This is a genomic window from Sphingomonas sp. (assembly GCF_036387595.1).
Lineage (GTDB): Bacteria > Pseudomonadota > Alphaproteobacteria > Sphingomonadales > Sphingomonadaceae > Sphingomonas.
Genome location: NZ_DASVTL010000113.1, coordinates 81,399 through 100,009, shown reverse-complemented (window position 1 = coordinate 100,009; position 18,611 = coordinate 81,399). Strand labels below are relative to the sequence as shown.

Here is an 18,611-nt window from a genome sequence, read left to right as displayed (position 1 = left end):
CCCCCCACCAGCAATCGCGGGTCGACCCCCGCGGCGGCCAGCCCCGCCGACCATCGCTCGGCGGCCGGGGTCGCGTAGATCAGGTCGGCGGCGCCCTCGACATTGAGCCAGCCCGGCCGCACCAACTCGCCTTCCAGCTGCCCCGCGCCCCAGCCCGCATAGCCGAGCGCGATCGTCCAGCGCGTCGGGCCCTTGCCCTCCGCGATGGCGCGCAGCACGTCGGTCGTCCCCGACAGCGCCCAGCGCCCCGCCACGTCCATCGTGTCCTGCCCGCCCCAGTCGCGCGAATGGAGCACGAACCCCCGACGCGTCTCCATCGGCCCGCCCAGATGCACCGGCGCGTCGGGCGCGTCGCCCGGTTCTATCTCAAGCTGGTCGAGCAGGGCGTGGAGGCCCAGGCCGGGGATCACCTCGCCCAGCCCGATCCCGACCGCGCCCTCCTCGTCATGCGAGCACAGCGCGATCACCGCCCGTTCGAAGCGGGGATCGCCGATCCCGGGTGTCGCAAGCAGGAATTGCCCGACGAGAAAGCGTGTTGTCTCCATCATGGCACGTCCAACGCGCGCACCGGCAAATCGTCGCGCTTGAATTGCCGCGCCGCTTGATGAAGGGGATCGGCGACGTATCCCAAGGAGTATGAGACCATGATCGCCGTCGGTGAACGCCTGCCCTCCGCCAACCTCGTCAAGGTCACGCCCCAGGGTCCCGAAGCCGTGGACAGCCACGCCTTCTTCGCCGGCCGCCGCGTCGCGCTGTTCGCGGTGCCGGGCGCTTTCACCCCCACCTGCTCGGCGCAGCACCTGCCCAGCTTCCTCAACCGCGCGGACGAGCTGCGCGCCAAGGGTGTCGACGAGATCGCCTGCACGGCCGTCAACGACGCCTTCGTCCTCGATGCCTGGGCCAAGTCGACCGACGCACGCGGCGTGACGATGCTCGCCGACGGCAACGGCCATTTCGCCGAGGCGCTCGGCCTCGACGCCGACGTGTCCAAATTCGGCATGGGCAAGCGCAGCCGCCGCTATGCGATGCTCGTCAATGACGGCATCGTCGAGCAGGTTCATGTCGAAGCGCCGGGCGAGTTCCGCGTCAGCTCCGCCGACCATCTCCTGGCCAACATGGCCTGAACGCAAACTGATCCCGGTTACTTGTCAGCGCGTCACCGGCGGCTTAACCGCCGCCGATGACCGCTTCCGACATCGTCGCCGAGCTCGACCGCCTTTATACCGCCTCCGTCGACCGGCTTAAAGCCGCGCTCACCCGCTATCTCGTCGAGGGCGTGCCGCCCACACCCGAACAGCGCCACGACGGCAGCTTCGCCTATCCCGAGATCCGACTGATCTATGGCGGCCAGGCCGACCGGCCCACGCCCATGCGCTCCTTCGGCCGGCTGGTCCTGCCCGGCGAATACAGCATCAGCGTCACCAAGCCGGGCCTGTTCGCCGATTACCTGACCGAACAGCTCACCCTGCTGATCGAGGATTACGACGTCACCGTCTCCGCCGTTCCCGGCCGCCAGGAAATCCCCTTTCCCTATGTCCTCGATCCCGGCCACGCGCTCAGCCTGGACGCGGTCTCCGCCTCCGAGCTCGCGCGCTGGTTCCCCGCCACCGAACTCGCCCATATCGGCGACGAGGTCGCGGACGGCCTTTATGTCGCCGGCGACACCCGCCCGCTCGCGCTGTTCGACGCGCTGCGCACCGACTTCTCGCTCGCGCGGCTGCGCCATTACACCGGCACCCCGGCCGAACACACGCAGCGCTTCGTGCTGTTCACCAACTATCACCGCTATGTCGACGAGTTCGTCCGCTGGGCCGCCAGCCAGCTCGGCCCCGACAGTCGCTATACCCTCCTGTCCGGCGCGGGCGGCGTCGAGGTCACGGACGCGACCGATGTCGAGCGGCTGGTCACCGACAGCGCGTGGCGGCGGCACCAGATGCCCGCCTATCACCTCGTCGCGCCCGATCGCACCGGCATCACCCTGGTCAATATCGGCGTCGGTCCGTCCAACGCCAAGACGATCTGCGACCATCTGGCGGTGATGCGCCCCGAGGCGTGGCTGATGATCGGCCATTGCGGCGGGCTGCGTCCCAGCCAGCGGATCGGCGATTATGTCCTGGCCCACGCCTATCTGCGCGACGACCATATCCTCGACGACGTGCTGCCCCCGGAGATCCCCGTCCCCGCCATCGCGGAGGTCCAGCAGGCGCTGGCCCGCGCCGCCGAGATCGTGTCGGGGCAATCGGGCGAGGAGCTCAAACGCCGCCTGCGCACCGGCACCGTGGTCACCACCGACGACCGCAACTGGGAGCTGCGCTATTCGCGCTCGGCGCTGCGTTTCTCGCTCAGCCGCGCGGTCGGGATCGACATGGAGTCGGCGACGATCGCCGCCCAGGGTTATCGCTTCCGCGTTCCCTATGGCACGCTGCTCTGCGTGTCGGACAAGCCGCTTCACGGCGAGCTCAAGCTGCCCGGCCAGGCCAACCGCTTCTATGAGCGCGCGATCAGCGAGCATATGCGCATCGGCATCGAAGCCTGCGAACAGCTCCGCCGCGAAGGCGCCAAGCTCCACAGCCGCAAACTGCGCGCTTTCGACGAGCCGCCTTTCCGCTAGGCCTGAGGAAACCATCGGACGACCACTTGCGTTACGCCTGCGAACCGATTCTGCTGGAGCAAACCGATGGCCGACGACACGCCCGACACCCCGGACACCAAACCCGCCCCCAAGCCGCGCGCGCGCCGTGCCCCGGCCAAATCCACGCCTACCCCCGCCAAGGCAACGCCCAAACCCGCCGCGGCCAAGCCTGCCGCAAAGGCGCCGCCGAAGCCTCGCTCGTCCAAACGCACGGCGACGGCTCGGTCGAAGTCGACCGTCGCCAAGGCTCGCACCGCCGCATCGAAGGCCACCGACAAGGTCGGCGGCAAATGGGGTGCCGCTGCGATTGCTGGTGGCGTCGTCGCCGCCGCAGGTGCAGCCGCCGCTTTCCTGCTACGCGGCAGCACGCCCAAGGATGCGGCCAATCCCAAGAGCGACAAGGCGCAGCAGCCCGACGGTACGGATTCGTCCAAATCTTTCGCTGCGGGCATCGCCGACGAAAATACCGTTCCGCAGGCATGATCGACGCACCCCTCCCCGCGGCGCGGAGGGGTGCTCGCTTTACCAGCCCTTCGGCTTGCCCTTGTTCTGCTTGTCGAGCCACGTCTTCAGCGGCGCGAAGTAGCGGACCAGCGCCGCGCCGGACATGTCACGGCTGCCGGTGAACACCTGCAACGCATCGGGCCACGGCTTCGACTGGCCCATCGCCAGCATCGCGTTCAGCTTCGTGCCCACCGCCTTGTCGCCATAGAAGCTGCACCGGTGGAGCGGCCCCTTCCACCCCGCCTGGCGGCACGCCGCCTCATAGAACTGGAACTGCAACACCCGCGCCAGGAAATAGCGGATATAGGGCACGCCGGCCGGCACATGATATTTGGCACCCGGATCGAACCGGGTTTCGTCGCGCGCGACCGGCGGCCTGATCCCCTGATATTGCAGCCGCAGCGCATCCCAGGACGCCTGGTAATTCGCTGGCGTCACGGCGCCCGAGAACACCCCCCAGCGCCATTTGTCGATCATCAGCCCGAACGGCAGGAACGCCACCTTGTCCATCGCCTGGCGCAGCAGCAGCCCGGTGTCCTTGTCGGCGCTCGGCACCTTGGCCGCGTCGAGCAGCCCGATCTTCACCAGATAGTCGGGCGTGATCGACAGCGCGATGGTATCGCCGATCGCCTCATGGAAACCGTCGTTGGCGCCGTTCTTGTAGAGGAACGGCTGCGCCTTGTACGCGCGCTGATAGTAATTGTGGCCGAGTTCGTGGTGGATCGTCGTGAAGTCGTCGCCGTTCACCTTGGTGCACATCTTGATGCGGATATCGTCGAGATTGTCGATGTCCCAGGCAGACGCATGGCAGATCACCTCGCGGTCGGCGGGCTTGACGATCTGCGACCGCGTCCAGAACGTGCTCGGCAGCGGCGCGAAGCCCAGTGAGGAATAGAAGCCCTCGCCCGCCCTCACCATCCTGACCGGATCATAGCCCTTGGCTTTCAGCAGTTCGCCGGTGTCATACCCCACGTCTCCCGCCCCCGCGGGCGCGACGACGTCGTAGATATTGCCCCATTCCTGCGCCCACATATTGCCGAGCAGGTCGGAGCGGATCGGGCCGGTCTTCGCCTGCACCACATCGCCGTATTTCTCGTTCAGCTTCCAGCGCGTATAGGTGTGGAGCGCGAGATACAGCGGCTCGACCTGCTTCCAGATCCTGTCGCTCAGCGCCGCGAACTGCTCCGGCGTCATATCGTACCCGCCACGCCACATCGCGCCGACGTCGCCATAGCCCAGGCCCTTGGCCCCCTCGTTCGCGAGGACGACCATCTTGGCGTAATCGGCGCGCATCGGTGCGCCGACCTGATCGTGCCAGCTCGTCCACATTTCCTGCAACCTAGCCGGGTCGCGCTCCTCGCCCATCGCGGCTTCGATGTCCGATCCGTTGATCGGCTTGCCGTCGCGGGTGCCGCGCCCCTTGCCATAGGCCGACGACATCCTGGTGGTCAGCGTCGCCAGTTCGTCCGCCGCCCCCGGCCGCGCCGCCGCCGGCAGGGTGATGCCGCCGCGCAACAGGTCGAGCTTGCGCCTGGTATCGGGCGACAGCCCCGGCAGGGTCGCGAACTGCGCCGCGTCGGTCGCCAGCTTGACCGCGAGTTCGGTCTGCTCGGCATTGGCCCTGGCGGCGAGCGCGTCGGTATCCTCGGTGATATAGGTCGCGTTGATCCAGTTCTGCTGGTTCGCCGGCACCGAGAGTTCGGCAAGCTGCTTCTCGGCATCGGCCACGAAGGCGTCGGCCTGCGCGACGGTGGGCGCGGTAGTAGGCTCGGGTGCCTGGGCGAAGGCGGGATTCGTAACGACGAGGGCAAGCACGGAAACGGCTGTACGCAGCATGCGAAGGATTCCTGTTCGATATCAATGACAACGATGTGCGCGCCGCCGCGGGGCGGGTCAAGCCGCCAGGAAGTCCGCCATCGCCTGCCCCAGTTCGGGCTTGGTGACCGAACTCATATGCCCCCCCGGCACGGCGACGTAGCGCGCGTTCGGCAGCGCCTCGGCCAGCGCCGGCGCCGAACCGTTGTCGGCATCCTCCGCACCGCACACGACCAGCGCCGGGCGATCGAACGTCTTCAGGGTGGCGAGATTGGTATCGGCGAAGGTCTCGATGATGCCGAGCAACGCGGTGGCATCGCCGCCGGTCGTCTTGAGGAACGCCTCCGCCAGCCATTCGGGCGTACCGCGCGGATGCTTGCCCAGGTTGGTCAGGATGTGGCGGAAATGCCCCGCCCGGCGACCGGTGTCGATCAGCCCCTCCAGCCCCATGCCCGAGAAGATCACCCGCCGCGGCGCCGCGCCCGTCGCGAGCATCCGCGACACCGTCCGCGCGCCGAGCGAATAGCCGCCCAGATCATAGTCGCCCAGATCTTGGCCCAGACCCAGATGGGCGATCAGCGCATGGCCATCGCGGGTCAGCGCATCGCGCGGATAGGCGGCCGGATCGTGCGGCCCGGCGCTCTGCCCATGCGCGCGCAGATCGGCCATGACGACGCGAAAGCCGCGCGCCGCGATGGCGGCGGCATGGCCGAAGCGTATCCAGTTCGTCTTCGCGTCCGAAAAGAAGCCGTGCAGCAAAACCACCGCACGCCCCTCGCCCAATTCATGCCACGCCAGCCGCGTGCCGTCGAAGCTGTCGAAGAAGCGGGTCTCGATCGGGTAATCGGCCAATATCGTCCCTCCACGCCGCGGCGAGTGCGGCCTTATCCCCGGTCCGCGACGCGGGCAATGCGGGTATCCAACGCCGCCATCCTCGTGGATGCATGCAACGCACGCACACCTGCAAAGTGCACAAGAGCGAGACCCTTCCCATCATAAGCATACTCACTATATGCTCGACATGAGTGACGGTATCGGCTTCCTGATCGGCGACGTTTCGCGCGTCATGCGGCGGCGCTTTGACGAGCGCGCCCGCGCGATCGGCGTCACCCGCCCGCAATGGCGCGCCCTCGTCACGCTGTCGCGCGAAGAAGGCGTGCAGCAGGGCGCGCTCGCCGAGCGGCTGGAGGTCGAGCCGATCACCCTATGCCGGATGATCGACCGTCTGGCGGATGCCGGCCTGGTCGAACGGCGGCGCGATCCGGGCGACCGCCGCGCCTGGAACATCTATCTCACCGATCGTTCGCGCCCGCTTCTGGCAAAGCTGCGAGTGGTCGCTGACGAGGTGTTCGAACTCGCGCTCGACGGCGTCGACGAGCACGAACGCACGATGCTGACGGCCACGCTCGAACGCATCCGTACCAATCTGTCCTGCCCACCCGATACCCGCGAGACCGCTCATGGCTGATGCCGATCCCCAACGCGACCTGCGCCTCGACGCTGCTCCGGCCGAAGAGGCGCCGCCCGCGCCCAAACGGCGCTGGCTGCGGCCCGTGCTGCTCGTCAGCGTGCCGCTGATCGTCCTCGCGGTCGCCGCCTATCTCTGGGCGACCTCGGGCCGCTTCGTCTCGACCGACAATGCCTATGTCGCGCAGGACAAGGTATCGGTCTCCGCCGACGTGGCCGGGCGCATCGTCGAGGTCGCGGTGGCGGAGAATCAGCCGGTGAAGGCGGGCGACCTGCTCTTCCGCATCGACCCCGCACCCTACAGAATCGCGGTCGCGCAGGCCGATGCCGCGATCGCCGATGCGCAGGTGCAACTGGCGACTTTGCGCTCCAACCTGCGCGGCACCGGCGCCGATATCCAGGCGGCGCGCGACACGATCCTGTCGGCGCAACAGGATTACGATCGCCAGTCGCAGCTGATGGCGCGCGGCTTCACGACCCGCGCCCGGCTCCAGCAATCGCAGCACGCGCTCGAACAGGCGCGCGCGACCCTGCTGAACGCGCAGGCGACCGCCGACGAAGCCCGCGCCAAAGTATCGACCGGCGCCGCGGTGCCGGGCGAGAATCCCGCGATCGCCGCAGCGCGCGTCCAGCGCGCCAAGGCCGCGCTCGATCTCGCGCGCACCGCGGTCCGCGCGCCGGCATCGGGCATCGTCAGCCAGTCGGACCGGCTCCAGGTCGGCCAGATGATGATCTCCGGCCTGCCCGCGGTCAGCATCGTCACCGACAGCCGCAGCTGGATCGAGGCGAACTTCAAGGAAACCGAGCTGAACCACATGCGCGTCGGCCAGCCCGCCGAAGTGACGTTCGACGCCTATCCCCGACTGAAGCTGAAAGGACATGTCGCGTCGCTCGGCGCGGGCACGGGTTCCGAATTCTCGGTGCTCCCGGCGCAGAACGCCACCGGCAATTGGGTGAAGGTGACGCAGCGCGTGCCGGTGCGCATCGCGATCGACGAGCGCAGCCCGCGGCCGCTGATCGCCGGCCTCTCCGCCGACGTGCGGATCGACGTCCGTGGCGACCGCTAGTCCGTCCGGCGCCAGTCCGTCCGGCAAGGCAGCAGCGCCTGCCGCGGCGCCTGGGAAGGCCGCGCTGCCGGTCGCCCAGCGTGGCCTGCTCACGCTCGGCGTCATGGCGGCGACGATCATGCAGATCCTCGATTCGACGATCGCCAACGTCGCCTTGCCGCACATGCAGACTTCGCTCGGCGGCACCGCGGATACGATAACCTGGGTATTGACCAGCTATATCGTGGCGTCGGCAATCGCGATTCCGTTGACCGGCTGGCTCTCCGACCGAGTCGGCAGCCGCAACCTGTTCCTGGCGTCGGTCGGCGGGTTCATCATCGCGTCGATGCTCTGCGGCCTGGCGACCAGCCTGCCCGAGATGGTCGCCTTCCGCGTGGCGCAAGGCATCGCCGCGGCGTTCATGAACCCGCTCAGCCAGACGGTGATGATGGATATCAACCCGCCCGAGCGGCAGGCCAAGGCCATGTCGATCTGGGGCATGGGGATCATGGTCGGCCCGATCATGGGGCCGGTGCTGGGCGGCTGGCTGACGGACAATTACAACTGGCGCTGGGTGTTCTACGTCAACCTGCCGATCGGCATCGCGTGCTTTGCGATCCTCTGGGCGCTGCTGCCGTCGCGGCCGATCGCCCGGCGCCGGTTCGACCTGTTCGGCTTCTCGCTGCTCGCGATCGCGGTCGCCAGCCTGCAACTTATGCTCGACCGCGGGCAGAGCGAGGACTGGTTCCAGTCGTGGGAGGTGTGGATTGAGGGGATGATCGCGCTGTGCGCGGCGTGGATGTTCTTCGTCCACCTGTTCACCGCGAAGAACCCGATGTTCGATCGCACGTTGCTGGCCAATCGCAATCTGGTGACGGGGCTGTTCTTCATGCTGGTCGTCGGCGTGCTGATGATGGCGACGATGGCGCTGCTGCCGCCGATGCTCCAGTCGCTCTACGGCTATCCGGTGCTCGACACCGGGTTGCTGCTGGTGCCGCGCGGCATCGGCATGGTCGCGACGATGTACGTCGCCGGGCAGCTGATCCAGCGCCAGGTCGATCCGCGGCTGATGGTGGGATCGGGGCTGGTCATCGCCGCCTTTTCGCTCTGGGAGATGACCGGCTGGACGCTGGTGATGGACAGCACCCATTTCGTGCTCGTCGGGCTGGTGCAGGGTGCCGGGCTGGGGCTGATCTTCATCCCGCTCAACATCATCGCCTTCGCGACGCTCGACCCGCGCTATCGCACCGAGGCGTCGAGCCTGATGAACCTGTTCCGCAACATCGGCGCGTCGGTGGGCATCTCGGTCGTCACCGCCTTGCTCGCGCGCAACATCCAGACGAGCCACCAGGAACTGGGCGGCCACATCACCGGCTACAGCATCGACGCGGTCGATCCCTCGGTCACCGCGATCCTGGGATCGGCGGGGCAATCGGTCACCGCGATGCTCAATGCCGAGGTGACGCGGCAGGCGGCGATGATCGCGTATCTCGACGATTTCAAGCTGATGATGATCCTGACCGCGGTCGCGGTCCCGCTGGTGCTGCTGCTGAAACGGCCGGCATCGAAGGCGCCGATGAAGGCGGGCGCCGACGCGATGGGGCATTGAGGCCGGGTCAGCGGCGCATCATCAAGGCGATGAACTCGGCCGGGGCGGGGTTCTCGGCAAAGGCCGGCACATCATCGGGAAGTGCGACCCACGATTGTTTGCGCGAGAGCCAGATGTGCGCGCGCGGAACCAAGGTCTCGCTGTCGTCGAGCGTCCCCGCGCGGACGACCGCGATACCGGGCCGGGCGCTATTGGTGTTGTAGATGCGGGTGTGACACGCCGCGCAGGCATGCTGGTGCGAGGTGGCGCCGCTCGGCCCGGTCACCTCGAACGCGACCAGCGGCCCTTCGGCGGTTACCGCGTCTTCGCGCACGAAGGCTTGTTCGGAGAACGCGCTGCCCGACCACGTCTGGCAGAAGCGGCAGTGGCAGCAGTAGACCGGGGCGCATGGTCGCCCGCAAGCGTATAGCGCACCGCGCCGCAGTGGCATCCCCCGGTCATCATCCTCCCGTTCCTCCCAGCCTCACCCCTTCTGCAAATACCGCCGCCCGAGCAGTTCGGCGATCTGCACCGCGTTCAATGCGGCACCTTTGCGCAGATTGTCGCTGACGCACCACAGCGACAGGCCGCTGTCGACGGTGGGGTCTTCGCGCACGCGGCTGATGAAGGTCGCGAAGTCGCCGACGCATTCTACGGGCGTGATGTATCCGCCGTCCTCGCGCTTGTCGATCAGCATGACGCCGGGCGCCTCGCGCAGGATGTCCTGCGCGCATTCGGCGGATATCTCGTCCTCGAACTCGATGTTGATCGCCTCCGAATGGCCGACGAACACCGGGACGCGCACGCAGGTCGCGGTCACCTTGATCTTGGGATCGAGGATCTTCTTCGTCTCGGCCACCATCTTCCATTCTTCCTTGGTCGATCCGTCGTCCAGGAAGCTGTCGATGTGCGGGATCACGTTGAAGGCGATCTGCTTGGTGAACTTCCTCGGCTCTGCGGGATCGCCGACGAAGATGTTGCGCGACTGTTCGAACAGTTCGTCCATCCCCGCCTTGCCCGCACCCGAGACCGACTGATAGGTCGCGACGACCACGCGCTTGATCCGCGCGGCATCGTGGAGCGGCTTGAGCGCGACCACCATCTGCGCGGTCGAGCAGTTCGGATTGGCGATGATGTTGCGCGCGGTATAGCCCGATATCGCCTCGGGGTTCACCTCGGGCACGATCAGCGGCACGTCTGGGTCCATCCGGTAGAGCGACGAATTGTCGATCACCGTACAGCCCGCCGCCGCGAACCGCGGCGCGTGGACCTTGGTCCCCTCCGATCCGATCGCGAACAGCGCCATGTCGTATCCCGCAGGATCGAAATGCTCGATGTTGCGCACCTTGAGCATGCGCCCGGTGTCGCCATATTCGATCTCGTCGCCCTGGCTGCGCGACGAGGCGAGCGCGACGATCTCGTCCGCCGGGAATTCCCGTTCGGCGAGGATGTTTATCATCTCGCGCCCGACGCTGCCCGTCGCGCCCGCGACCACTATCCGATACCCCATCATCAATTCCCCAAGCGCAGTGCTGGCGCCGCATAGCCGCCACGGACAGCCAGGCCAAGCGTTGCAGGGCGCCAAACCTAGGCCGGTACGCTCACGCCGGCAGGGCGGTCGGCCCGGGCAGCGGCTCCGCATCGACGGCGCCGCGCACGCGTCGGAACGGCTGACGTTCCAGATACGCCAGGCTGCGCCACACCCATTCCAGCGGCCGCTGACGAAATAGCGGGTCCACACGTTCGCGACCACGACCAGCCCGGCGATCACCACGGTCGCAGTCGCGGTCAGCCCGGCATAGCTCATCGTCCCCCACCAATTCAGGCCCCAGGGTGCAAAGACGATCCAAATCCCGACGATCGTCTCCAGGAAGTACAGCGAGAATGCCGTCCGCCCCGCCGCCTTGAACGGCGACAACATTGTGCGCCCGGCATGGGTCTGCATCAGCAGGTTGACGAGCGCGACATGGCCCAGCGACGTCGCGATCCGCGCATATTCCTCGGTCATCCAGATCGTCTTGGGGATCGGTTGGAACGTCATGATCTCGTTCGCGCCGATCCACCGCGCCGTCAGCCCGAACCCATAAGCGCACGCCGTCAGAATGGCGTAGAAGCGCGACGAGCGCCCCCCCTGGATGATCCGCCATTTCCACAGCGCGATACCGATCAGCATCACGCTGGCGGCTTCGACGACGCCGAAGAACAGCTCTCCCTTGGCCTGGATCGCCAGCCAGGCGCCCCACAGGAATGTCGCATAGGCGACCAGACCGCCGTCGGCATGCGCCTTCGCCTCGGCGTCGACCTTCCTCTTTTCCTCGGCGTCCAGCTTCAGGCGATCCAGCTTTTTCTGCCACGCTGCCATCGCCGTCGCTTCGTCCTTGGTCAGGGGCACGCGCTGCGCCTGATGCTGACGCGCGCTGGTCACCTGCGCGGCCATCTGCGTGCGCGCGACATATTCGCCCGCGCTCATCACCGCGGTGACGGTGGCGAACAGCAGGCCGATAACCAGCAGCCAGCGCGCGGCCAGCTTGCGGAACGGAAACAGGAACAGCGCGGCCAGCGCATAGACGTGGAGGATATCGCCCGGCCACAGCATCACGAACACGTCGAACAGCCCGAACGCCAGCAGCCACAGGTTGCGCCGGAAATACAGATCGGCGACCGCGACCGGGCCGTCCGGCGTCATCGCCTTCGCGGTCAGCACCATCATGCCGGCCCCGAACAGCATCTCCAGCATCCCGCGCTGCGTGCCTTCCGCAAACACGTTGACCAGGAACCACGCGTGCTGATCCGCCGCGGTCCAGCCGATCGAGCGGATGTCGTTCATCTGCAACCAGACGGGCGCCCCCATGAAGGGGATGTTCATGTAGAAGATGCCGAGGATGGCCAGTCCCCGAAGCACGTCGAGTACCTCGATCCGGTATCGTCCCCGTACCGGCGCCAACCCAGCCGTCTGACCGTCAATCATGCAAGCCCCCCGGCCCCGTTCGCGCTATCCTCACCAACGTGCGTCGGTCGCGGCCGACAGTCTTGGACGAATGCGACACGGCAGGGGCAATTTCACTTCCGCTCCTTGACCGTCCGATCGAGGAAGCCGAGGATGGTGCGCCACAGGTGCTCTGCGACGCCCGATCCGCCGACGGCATGGGTCTGCCCAGGATAGAACATCATCTCGAACGGCGTCGCGCTCGCCTGCATCTTGGCGGCGACCGCGGTCGAATTGTCCAGGAACACGTTGTCGTCTGCCATGCCGTGGATCAGCAGCAATGGATCGCGGATCGCCGAAGCGTCCTGAACGGCGGCAGAGCCGGCGTAGCTCTGCGGATCCTTGGCAGGGTCTCCAAGATAGCGTTCGGTATAATGGGTGTCGTATAGCTTCCAGTCACTGACCGGCGCGCCCGCAACCGCCGCGGCATAGACGCCTGGGTTCTTCTCGAGCATCTTGAGCGACATGTAGCCGCCATATGACCAGCCATAGGTCGCGATCTTGGTGGGTTCGACGAAGGCGAGCGACTTCAGGTAATTAGCGCCCGCGAGTTGGTCCTCCACCTCCACGCTGCCCATGGCATGGTAGATCTGATCCTCGAACGCCTTGCCGCGATTGTAGCTGCCGCGATTGTCGATCTGAAACCAAATCCAGCCCTGCTGCGCCAGGAACTGCGGCAGCGGCCCCGCCCAGCCCCGCGTAACCTGCTGACCGGTGCCGGGACCTCCGTAATGCTGGAAGAACACCGGGTATTTGCGGCCCGGATCCAGCGGCGGGGTAATCATCTTCCAATGGAGCGTCGAACCATCGGCAGCCTTCAGCGTGCCGAATTGCGTAGGCTGGTGGTCGGCCAGATAGGGCTGGTAGGGGTGACCGGGAGCGACTGCATTCTCGTTGATCCACGACAGCCGCTGTCCGGCGGCATCGGCGAGATAGACCTGGGTGGGCTGATTGGGACTCGAGCGCGACACGATGAGCCGCGTGGTGCTCGCATCCATCGTCGCCGAATTCCACCAACCGCGCTCGGTAAGGCGCGCAGGAGCGGAGGCGCGCGCGATGTCGACCGAATAGAGATGCTGCTCGAGCACGTCGGTCTGATTGCCAGTGAAGAACACCTTTCCCTTGGCCTCGTCGACGCCCACCAGACCGGTGACCACCCACGCGCCCTTCGTCAGTTGCGTCCATCTGCCGCGCGCGAAGCGGTAGAGGTGGCCGAAACCGTCGCGCTCCGATCGCCAGATCAGACTGCCGTCGGCCAGCGCATGATATGCATCGGAGAGATTGAGCCAGCTGCGCGCGCCCGCCTTCTCGGTGAAAAGGATCGTCGATTTGCCGGTCGCCGGATCGACGCGCAGCATGTCCAGGCGTTTCTGATCGCGGGACTGGCGCTGGACCAGCAACCCCGACCCGTCCGGCAGCCAATCGACCCGCGCCAGGTAGATGTCGGCGTTGCGCCCGAGATCGACCTTCACACGGGACGTGCCGTCGGGTTTCATGATGTAGAGGTCGACGGCCGCGTTCGGCGTGCCGGCTGCGGGATAGCGCTGCTCGTACACCTTCGTCCCCGTCGCACCGATCGCCGCGCGGGTAGCGACGTGGACGCGCGCCTCGTCGAAGCGCTCAACGGCGACGAAGCGTTCGTCGGGCGACCACCAATATCCGGTGCGACGGTCCATCTCCTCCTGCGCGACGAACTCCGCCTCACCGAAGTGCACGGTGCCGCCACCCTCGGTCGTCACCGCCCGCACAGGTCCGCCATCGAGCGGCTGTACGAAAAGGTTCTGATCGCGGACGAAGCTGACGAAACCGCCCCTGGGGCTGACAACGGGGTTCAATTCCCCGCCGGGCGTGTCGGTAAGCCGCCGCACCTTGCCGTCCAGGGTAGCCAGATACAGGTCACCGTCGATCGGCACGAGGATCGACCGGCCGTCGGGTGCGAAATCATAGGCGACGATGCCGCGCGAACCGCCGATCCGGGCGCGCTCACGCTGCATCTTCTCGGCTTCGCTCAGTTCGGCGCCGCTGCCGATCGCCTTCGAATCGACCAGCATCCGCTCGTCGCCGGTTCGAGTGTCCTGCGCCCACAGATCGAGCCTGTCGCGATCGTCGGCGCGTGGCCTGAGCGACGTCAGCAGCGTGCCGTCGGGGGACAGCCGCAGGGCGCGCGGCTGCCGCCCCGACAGGTCGGTCGCACCGAAGACCGCGCCGAAGGTCAACCCGGTCGGCGTAGCGGTGGCGACGGGATCGGAAGCGGCTGGCGTCTGTGCCTGATCAGCGGCCATCGCCGCGCTCCCCGAAGAGGCAAGAGCCAGTCCCAGCAGCCATGCACGCATCCCATCTCTCCGTACCCATTCCGGCGAACGGCTTATCGCCACCTATCTCGGCCACGTCAAAGCCGCGGATCAGCCCGCGCAAAGCAGGAAACCGCAAAGTGCCGCACATTTAATCTTGGTTGGGCAAATAGGGGCAAAGAATGGGTTTGTACGTTCCCAACGAGATGGCATGTACTTACGACAATGTTGGCGGGGGCCATGACAATCAGAAACAGCGATCCGGACGCAGTGATCGACGGCATCTATGCTTCCGTTCTAGAAGCGTCGTCGGTCGATCTGCAGAGACTACTGAGCACCGCGCTCGACTCGCCGATGTCGACGCTGATGCGGATCGATGAAGCGGTGACGTCCATATCGTCGATCGGCTTCAACCCCGCGACGCTGGAATCCTATGACGAGCATTTCCATCGAACCGATCCCTGGATCGCGGCGGGCATGAGCTTACCCTTGGGCACGGCGATCAACGTCGAGCGACTGGTATCGCGTGATGTATATCTTGCCAGCGAATTCTATCATGACTTCATGCGTCCTCATGGTGATGCCACCCAGTTGATGGGGGTCATGATCCCCGCCGATCAGGCACGTTACTCGCTTACCTTCATGCGGATCGGCGGACAGCCGGACTTCGATGAAGCGCAAGAGCAGCAGTTCGCGCGCTGGACGCCACATCTTCGCCGTGCATTCGCGACTCGCGACCGCGTTGACGGGCTGAGGCGGGCCGAAGGCAATATATGCGGCACGCACGCCGATACGGATTTGATCCACATGGTGGTGTCGACCGACCTGACGATCCGATGGATGAGCAGGGACGATCCGGGCACGATTGCCGGATTGACCGTCCGCAAACGACCGGCCGGAACCGCGAAAGTCGAAGCATCCTCGCCGGAAACGCAGACGGCTTTGCTGCGTGCAGTCCATGCGGCCACGGGTCACCCGCGACTGAGCGGGGCGGTCAGGCATGGCGAGGACTTCATCCTCGTCGATCCGTGCCCTTGGGACACCGGAGGGGAACCCGCCGCGCTCATCCATCTGCCGGATCGCGCCGCCATCGAGACCCGCGCCATCGAACGCGCGACGAGCCTGTTCGGATTGACCGCGGCGGAGGCCGCGCTCTGCCGACCGTTGATGCACGGTGATACGATCGAGCGGCACGCCTGTGCGATGGGATTGTCGCCGTGGACGGTGCGCACCCATCTGAGGAACATCTTCGGCAAGACGGGCACGGGGCGGCAGGCCGAACTCGTCGCCTTGCTGCACCGGATCGCGCGCTAGTCCATACGGCAGAGGGGCACGGGGAGGATGCCCCCCGCGCCCGCTGCATATCCGCGATCAGCCGATCATTCGGCGGCGGCAGTGCCCTTGGCAGGACGCGTGTCGCGGCGCTCGGCAATACGCGCCGACTTGCCGGTACGACCGCGCAGATAATACAGCTTCGCACGCCGCACCGCGCCCTTGCGGACGACGTCGATCGATTCGATATTCGGCGAAAACAGCGGGAAAACGCGCTCGACGCCCTCGCCGAAGCTCATCTTGCGAACGGTAAACGACGACCCCATGCCGCGGTTCGACCGGGCGATGCACACGCCTTCGTAATTCTGGACGCGGGTGCGCTCGCCCTCCACGACCTTCACGCCGACCTTCAGCGTGTCGCCTGCACGAAATTCGGGGATTGCGCGCTTGGCGGTCAGCTTGGCGATCTGCTCGGCCTCGAGCGTCTGGATCAGGTTCATCGTACTTCAGTCCCGTTCGTCGCCGCGCGCCAGAGGGCGACCGACCCGAGCACCGACGTGGCGCTCCCAGAGGTCCGGCCGCCTTAGCCGTGTATCGGTCTCGGCCTGTGCTTGCCGCCAGGCCGCGATCCTCGCATGATCCCCCGATCGCAGCACCTGCGGGATCATGCGCCCCTCCCACTCCTGCGGTCGGGTGTAGTGAGGATATTCCAGGAGGCCGCTCTCGAAGCTCTCCTCGTCCCCGCTCGAAGCCGCGCCCATTACGCCGGGAAGCAGCCGGACGCAAGCGTCGAGCAGTACCAGCGCGCCCATCTCACCGCCGGAAAGAACATAGTCCCCGATCGACACCTCTTCGACGGCCCGGGCCGCGAACAGGCGCTCGTCGAACCCCTCGAACCGCCCACACAGAAGGATGACGCCCTCCCCCGCCGCCAGATCGCGCACCCGCGCCTGGGTCAGCGGTACGCCGCGCGGCGTCATCGCGAGCACCGGCCGGCCGTCGACCTGCGCGTCGAGCGCGGCGGCGACCACGTCGGCACGCAGCACCATCCCCGCGCCACCCCCCGCCGGCGTGTCATCGACCGAGCGGTGCTTGTCCGTCGCGAAGTCGCGGATGTTTACCGGGTCCAGCCGCCAGCGTTCCTCGCGCAACGCACGCCCGGCGATCGACACGCCAAGCGGACCGGGGAACATGTCGGGATAGAGGGTGAGGACGGTGGCGTGAAAGGTCATCGCGACGCGACGGCCCAGTTGGTCGGCCACTGCGGCCGCAGCCTTGCAGGCACCCCAATCGCCATCGCCGCCACGCCCACGGGAAACAGAATGGGCCAAAGGGCATCCGTCATGCCACGGTCCAATTCTCGACCCTGAGACCAGGTACGTCGGTGAAGTCACCTACGTTATTCGTCGCAACGATCAGCTTCAGCGCCAGCGCATGCGCCGCGATCAGGCGATCGAAGCTGCCGCGGCGGAACGGCACGGCCCGATAGATCAGCGCCGCGGCGGCATCGAACGGCATCACCGGAATGATCGAGAAGAACGCGGCTGCCTTGGCGTATTCGGCGTGATCCGCCGGATTGATCTTGCGCATGACCTCAGCATAAACGATCGCAGACGTCACCACCGCTCCGGGCGCGTGTCTTTCCAGACGTTCACGAACCATTGGAGAGGCACCCTGAAGCACGTAGATGCACAGGTTGGCATCAAGCAGAAATTGCGGATCGGCCACGCTACAGCAGCTTTCCTTCCCAATCCAATTCGCGCGGTTCCATCATACGCTCCTCGCGGGTCAGCGGCTTGAGACCCGGACACGATCCCCAGATTCCGGTCAGGTCGATCGTCTTGCGTTCGACGGGCGCAGGTTCGAAGGCATATTTCCCGTGTTCCTCGCGCAACACCATCTCGTCTCCATCGTTCAGGCCGAGCGCCTTCGGCAGGCGGAGCGCGACGGAATTTCCTGACTTGAAAACCTTTGCCCTATATTCTCTGCTCATCGGACCCTCCGTATGCACGGGATGTATATACATGACGCTTGCGATACAAGGCTGATGGACGATTGCATCATCATCGGCGCCGGGCCGGCCGGGCTGACCGCGGCGATCTATCTCGCGCGGTTCCATCTCTCGATCCGGCTGTTCGACAGCGGATCGAGCCGGGCGGCGCTCATCCCGTGCACGCACAATCACGCAGGGTATCCCGAAGGCATTTCGGGCAAAGAACTGCTCGCCCGGATGCTGCGCCAGGCGGAGCAATATGGCGCGACGCGCGAGTTGGTAGAGGTTGCCGCGATCCAGCGCGAAGACGCCGGGTTCGTCGTTACCACCGATTGCGGGCGATATCCGGCGCGCACCGTGCTGCTGGCGACGGGGGTGGTGAACAACCGGCCGGACTTCCCGGCCGAAGTCCACGACGCCGCGCTTGAACGCGGGCTGATCCGCTATTGCCCGATCTGCGACGGCTATGAGGTCACTGACAAGCGCGTGGGCGTGGTCGGCAACGGCGACCACGGCATGCGCGAGGCGCTGTTCCTGCGGGGCTTCACCCGCGACGTGACGCTGATCGCGCCCGAGGGTTCGGTGGAGCTGGACGACGCCTGTCACCGTGCGCTCGACGCGGCCGGGGTGAAGCGGGTGGACGGCCCGTGCAGCGGCTGGCGGATCGAGGGGGAAACCATCGCCTTCGACACGGCCGCGGGGCGGCTCGCCTTCGACAGCGTGTATCCGGCGATGGGATCGCGCATCCGATCCCGCCTGGCGGTCGCAGCCGGGGCGAATGCGAGCGAGGACGGATGTCTGGAGGTCGACGACCATCAGCGGACGTCGGTGCCCGGCCTGTTCGCAGCCGGTGATGTGGTGAAGGGCCTGGACCAGATCAGCCACGCGATGGGCGAGGCCGGGGTCGCTGCGACGACGATCCGCAACTTGCTGAATGAAGAAAACCCGATTCGCAGGTAGCGCAGCGCGGGCGCGGCGGCATACCGCGCGTTCCAAACCGGACGAACCACACGCCAC

17 protein-coding genes and 2 pseudogenes are annotated in these 18,611 nt (G+C 66.5%); 8 read left to right on the top strand and 11 right to left on the bottom strand.

Annotated features, from left to right (window positions below):
- Nucleotides 1-545, bottom strand: a 545-nt coding sequence (locus VF643_RS13495; protein ID WP_331043898.1) for a YqgE/AlgH family protein, incomplete at its 3' end; no start/stop codon positions are given.
- A 99-nt stretch (nucleotides 546-644) separates the two neighbouring features.
- On the opposite strand from VF643_RS13495, the gene VF643_RS13490 reads away from it, so the two are divergent.
- The 3 genes from VF643_RS13490 (at nucleotide 645) to VF643_RS13480 (ending at nucleotide 3,115) form a co-directional block, all read left to right on the top strand.
- Nucleotides 645-1,124, top strand: coding sequence for a peroxiredoxin (locus VF643_RS13490; RefSeq protein ID WP_331004165.1), 480 nt, complete (start codon nucleotides 645-647; stop codon nucleotides 1,122-1,124).
- Between the two features lie 56 nt (nucleotides 1,125-1,180).
- Entirely contained in the window at nucleotides 1,181-2,611 is a 1,431-nt protein-coding gene (locus tag VF643_RS13485; RefSeq protein WP_331043897.1) for an AMP nucleosidase, read from the top strand.
- Between the two features lie 66 nt (nucleotides 2,612-2,677).
- The gene (locus VF643_RS13480; protein WP_331043896.1) at nucleotides 2,678-3,115 is read left to right on the top strand and encodes a hypothetical protein; all 438 of its coding nucleotides are present in this window, start codon (nucleotides 2,678-2,680) and stop codon (nucleotides 3,113-3,115) included.
- 39 nt (nucleotides 3,116-3,154) lie between these two features.
- On the opposite strand, the gene VF643_RS13475 is transcribed toward VF643_RS13480, so the two are convergent.
- Together VF643_RS13475 and VF643_RS13470 are read right to left on the bottom strand one after the other, a co-directional pair.
- Complete coding sequence (locus VF643_RS13475) at nucleotides 3,155-4,972, bottom strand: M2 family metallopeptidase (RefSeq protein WP_331043895.1); 1,818 nt, start codon at nucleotides 4,970-4,972, stop codon at nucleotides 3,155-3,157.
- A gap of 57 nt (nucleotides 4,973-5,029) precedes the next feature.
- Nucleotides 5,030-5,803: an alpha/beta fold hydrolase gene (locus VF643_RS13470; protein ID WP_331043894.1), complete on the bottom strand. Its 774-nt coding sequence runs from the start codon at nucleotides 5,801-5,803 to the stop codon at nucleotides 5,030-5,032.
- A 160-nt stretch (nucleotides 5,804-5,963) separates the two neighbouring features.
- Here VF643_RS13470 and VF643_RS13465 point away from each other — a divergent pair, with 160 nt between their 5' ends.
- From VF643_RS13465 to VF643_RS13455, 3 genes are read left to right on the top strand one after another with little or no spacing between them, the layout of a single operon-like run.
- Complete coding sequence (locus VF643_RS13465; RefSeq protein ID WP_331043893.1) at nucleotides 5,964-6,419, top strand: MarR family transcriptional regulator; 456 nt, start codon at nucleotides 5,964-5,966, stop codon at nucleotides 6,417-6,419.
- Nucleotides 6,412-7,485: an HlyD family secretion protein gene (locus tag VF643_RS13460; RefSeq protein ID WP_331043892.1), complete on the top strand. Its 1,074-nt coding sequence runs from the start codon at nucleotides 6,412-6,414 to the stop codon at nucleotides 7,483-7,485. Before VF643_RS13465 ends, VF643_RS13460 begins: the two co-directional genes overlap by 8 nt.
- Nucleotides 7,472-9,073: a DHA2 family efflux MFS transporter permease subunit gene (locus VF643_RS13455; protein WP_331043891.1), complete on the top strand. Its 1,602-nt coding sequence runs from the start codon at nucleotides 7,472-7,474 to the stop codon at nucleotides 9,071-9,073. The genes VF643_RS13460 and VF643_RS13455 overlap by 14 nt, the downstream gene beginning before the upstream one ends.
- A 7-nt stretch (nucleotides 9,074-9,080) precedes the next feature.
- On the opposite strand, the gene VF643_RS13450 is transcribed toward VF643_RS13455, so the two are convergent.
- The 4 genes and pseudogenes from VF643_RS13450 to VF643_RS13435 form a co-directional block, all read right to left on the bottom strand.
- Nucleotides 9,081-9,503, bottom strand: coding sequence for a GFA family protein (locus VF643_RS13450; protein ID WP_331043890.1), 423 nt, complete (start codon nucleotides 9,501-9,503; stop codon nucleotides 9,081-9,083).
- Nucleotides 9,504-9,536: 33 nt separating this feature from the next.
- On the bottom strand, nucleotides 9,537-10,562 hold the full coding sequence (locus VF643_RS13445; protein WP_331043905.1) for an aspartate-semialdehyde dehydrogenase: 1,026 nt from the start codon (nucleotides 10,560-10,562) through the stop codon (nucleotides 9,537-9,539).
- A gap of 264 nt (nucleotides 10,563-10,826) precedes the next feature.
- Nucleotides 10,827-11,225: pseudogene (locus tag VF643_RS13440) on the bottom strand (DUF418 domain-containing protein); the annotation flags it as partial.
- A gap of 887 nt (nucleotides 11,226-12,112) precedes the next feature.
- Complete coding sequence (locus tag VF643_RS13435; RefSeq protein ID WP_331043889.1) at nucleotides 12,113-14,371, bottom strand: S9 family peptidase; 2,259 nt, start codon at nucleotides 14,369-14,371, stop codon at nucleotides 12,113-12,115.
- 198 nt (nucleotides 14,372-14,569) lie between these two features.
- On the opposite strand from VF643_RS13435, the gene VF643_RS13430 reads away from it, so the two are divergent.
- A complete protein-coding gene (locus VF643_RS13430; protein ID WP_331043888.1) occupies nucleotides 14,570-15,643 on the top strand; it encodes a helix-turn-helix transcriptional regulator in 1,074 nt (357 codons plus the stop codon).
- 65 nt (nucleotides 15,644-15,708) lie between these two features.
- Here the strand turns inward: VF643_RS13430 and rplS are convergent, their stop codons facing one another.
- From rplS to VF643_RS13410, 4 genes and pseudogenes are all read right to left on the bottom strand, one after another.
- Nucleotides 15,709-16,101: a 50S ribosomal protein L19 gene (gene rplS, locus VF643_RS13425; protein WP_331043887.1), complete on the bottom strand. Its 393-nt coding sequence runs from the start codon at nucleotides 16,099-16,101 to the stop codon at nucleotides 15,709-15,711.
- 16 nt (nucleotides 16,102-16,117) lie between these two features.
- Nucleotides 16,118-16,833, bottom strand: a pseudogene (trmD, locus tag VF643_RS13420) (tRNA (guanosine(37)-N1)-methyltransferase TrmD); the annotation flags it as partial.
- A gap of 109 nt (nucleotides 16,834-16,942) precedes the next feature.
- Nucleotides 16,943-17,329: a type II toxin-antitoxin system VapC family toxin gene (locus VF643_RS13415; protein ID WP_331043886.1), complete on the bottom strand. Its 387-nt coding sequence runs from the start codon at nucleotides 17,327-17,329 to the stop codon at nucleotides 16,943-16,945.
- 1 nt (nucleotide 17,330) lies between these two features.
- Nucleotides 17,331-17,594 carry an AbrB/MazE/SpoVT family DNA-binding domain-containing protein gene (locus VF643_RS13410; RefSeq protein WP_331043885.1) on the bottom strand — a complete coding sequence of 88 codons (264 nt, stop codon included), beginning with the start codon at nucleotides 17,592-17,594 and terminating at the stop codon, nucleotides 17,331-17,333.
- 54 nt (nucleotides 17,595-17,648) lie between these two features.
- On the opposite strand from VF643_RS13410, the gene VF643_RS13405 reads away from it, so the two are divergent.
- Nucleotides 17,649-18,554 (top strand): NAD(P)/FAD-dependent oxidoreductase, encoded by a 906-nt coding sequence (locus VF643_RS13405; protein WP_331043884.1) that lies wholly within the window; start codon nucleotides 17,649-17,651, stop codon nucleotides 18,552-18,554.
- Nucleotides 18,555-18,611 lie beyond the last annotated feature (57 nt).

Excerpts from the sequence above, each read along its gene's own strand:
- VF643_RS13490 (WP_331004165.1), top strand. The coding sequence starts at position 645 with ATGATCGCCGTCGGTGAACGCCTGCCCTCCGCCAACCTCGTCAAGGTC.
- VF643_RS13485 (WP_331043897.1), top strand. The coding sequence starts at position 1,181 with ATGACCGCTTCCGACATCGTCGCCGAGCTCGACCGCCTTTATACCGCC.
- VF643_RS13480 (WP_331043896.1), top strand. The coding sequence starts at position 2,678 with ATGGCCGACGACACGCCCGACACCCCGGACACCAAACCCGCCCCCAAG.
- VF643_RS13475 (WP_331043895.1), bottom strand. The coding sequence starts at position 4,972 with ATGCTGCGTACAGCCGTTTCCGTGCTTGCCCTCGTCGTTACGAATCCC.
- VF643_RS13465 (WP_331043893.1), top strand. The coding sequence starts at position 5,964 with ATGCTCGACATGAGTGACGGTATCGGCTTCCTGATCGGCGACGTTTCG.
- VF643_RS13460 (WP_331043892.1), top strand. The coding sequence starts at position 6,412 with ATGGCTGATGCCGATCCCCAACGCGACCTGCGCCTCGACGCTGCTCCG.
- VF643_RS13450 (WP_331043890.1), bottom strand. The coding sequence starts at position 9,503 with ATGCCACTGCGGCGCGGTGCGCTATACGCTTGCGGGCGACCATGCGCC.
- VF643_RS13445 (WP_331043905.1), bottom strand. The coding sequence starts at position 10,562 with ATGGGGTATCGGATAGTGGTCGCGGGCGCGACGGGCAGCGTCGGGCGC.
- VF643_RS13435 (WP_331043889.1), bottom strand. The coding sequence starts at position 14,371 with ATGCGTGCATGGCTGCTGGGACTGGCTCTTGCCTCTTCGGGGAGCGCG.
- VF643_RS13430 (WP_331043888.1), top strand. The coding sequence starts at position 14,570 with ATGACAATCAGAAACAGCGATCCGGACGCAGTGATCGACGGCATCTAT.
- rplS (WP_331043887.1), bottom strand. The coding sequence starts at position 16,101 with ATGAACCTGATCCAGACGCTCGAGGCCGAGCAGATCGCCAAGCTGACC.
- VF643_RS13410 (WP_331043885.1), bottom strand. The coding sequence starts at position 17,594 with ATGAGCAGAGAATATAGGGCAAAGGTTTTCAAGTCAGGAAATTCCGTC.
- VF643_RS13405 (WP_331043884.1), top strand. The coding sequence starts at position 17,649 with ATGGACGATTGCATCATCATCGGCGCCGGGCCGGCCGGGCTGACCGCG.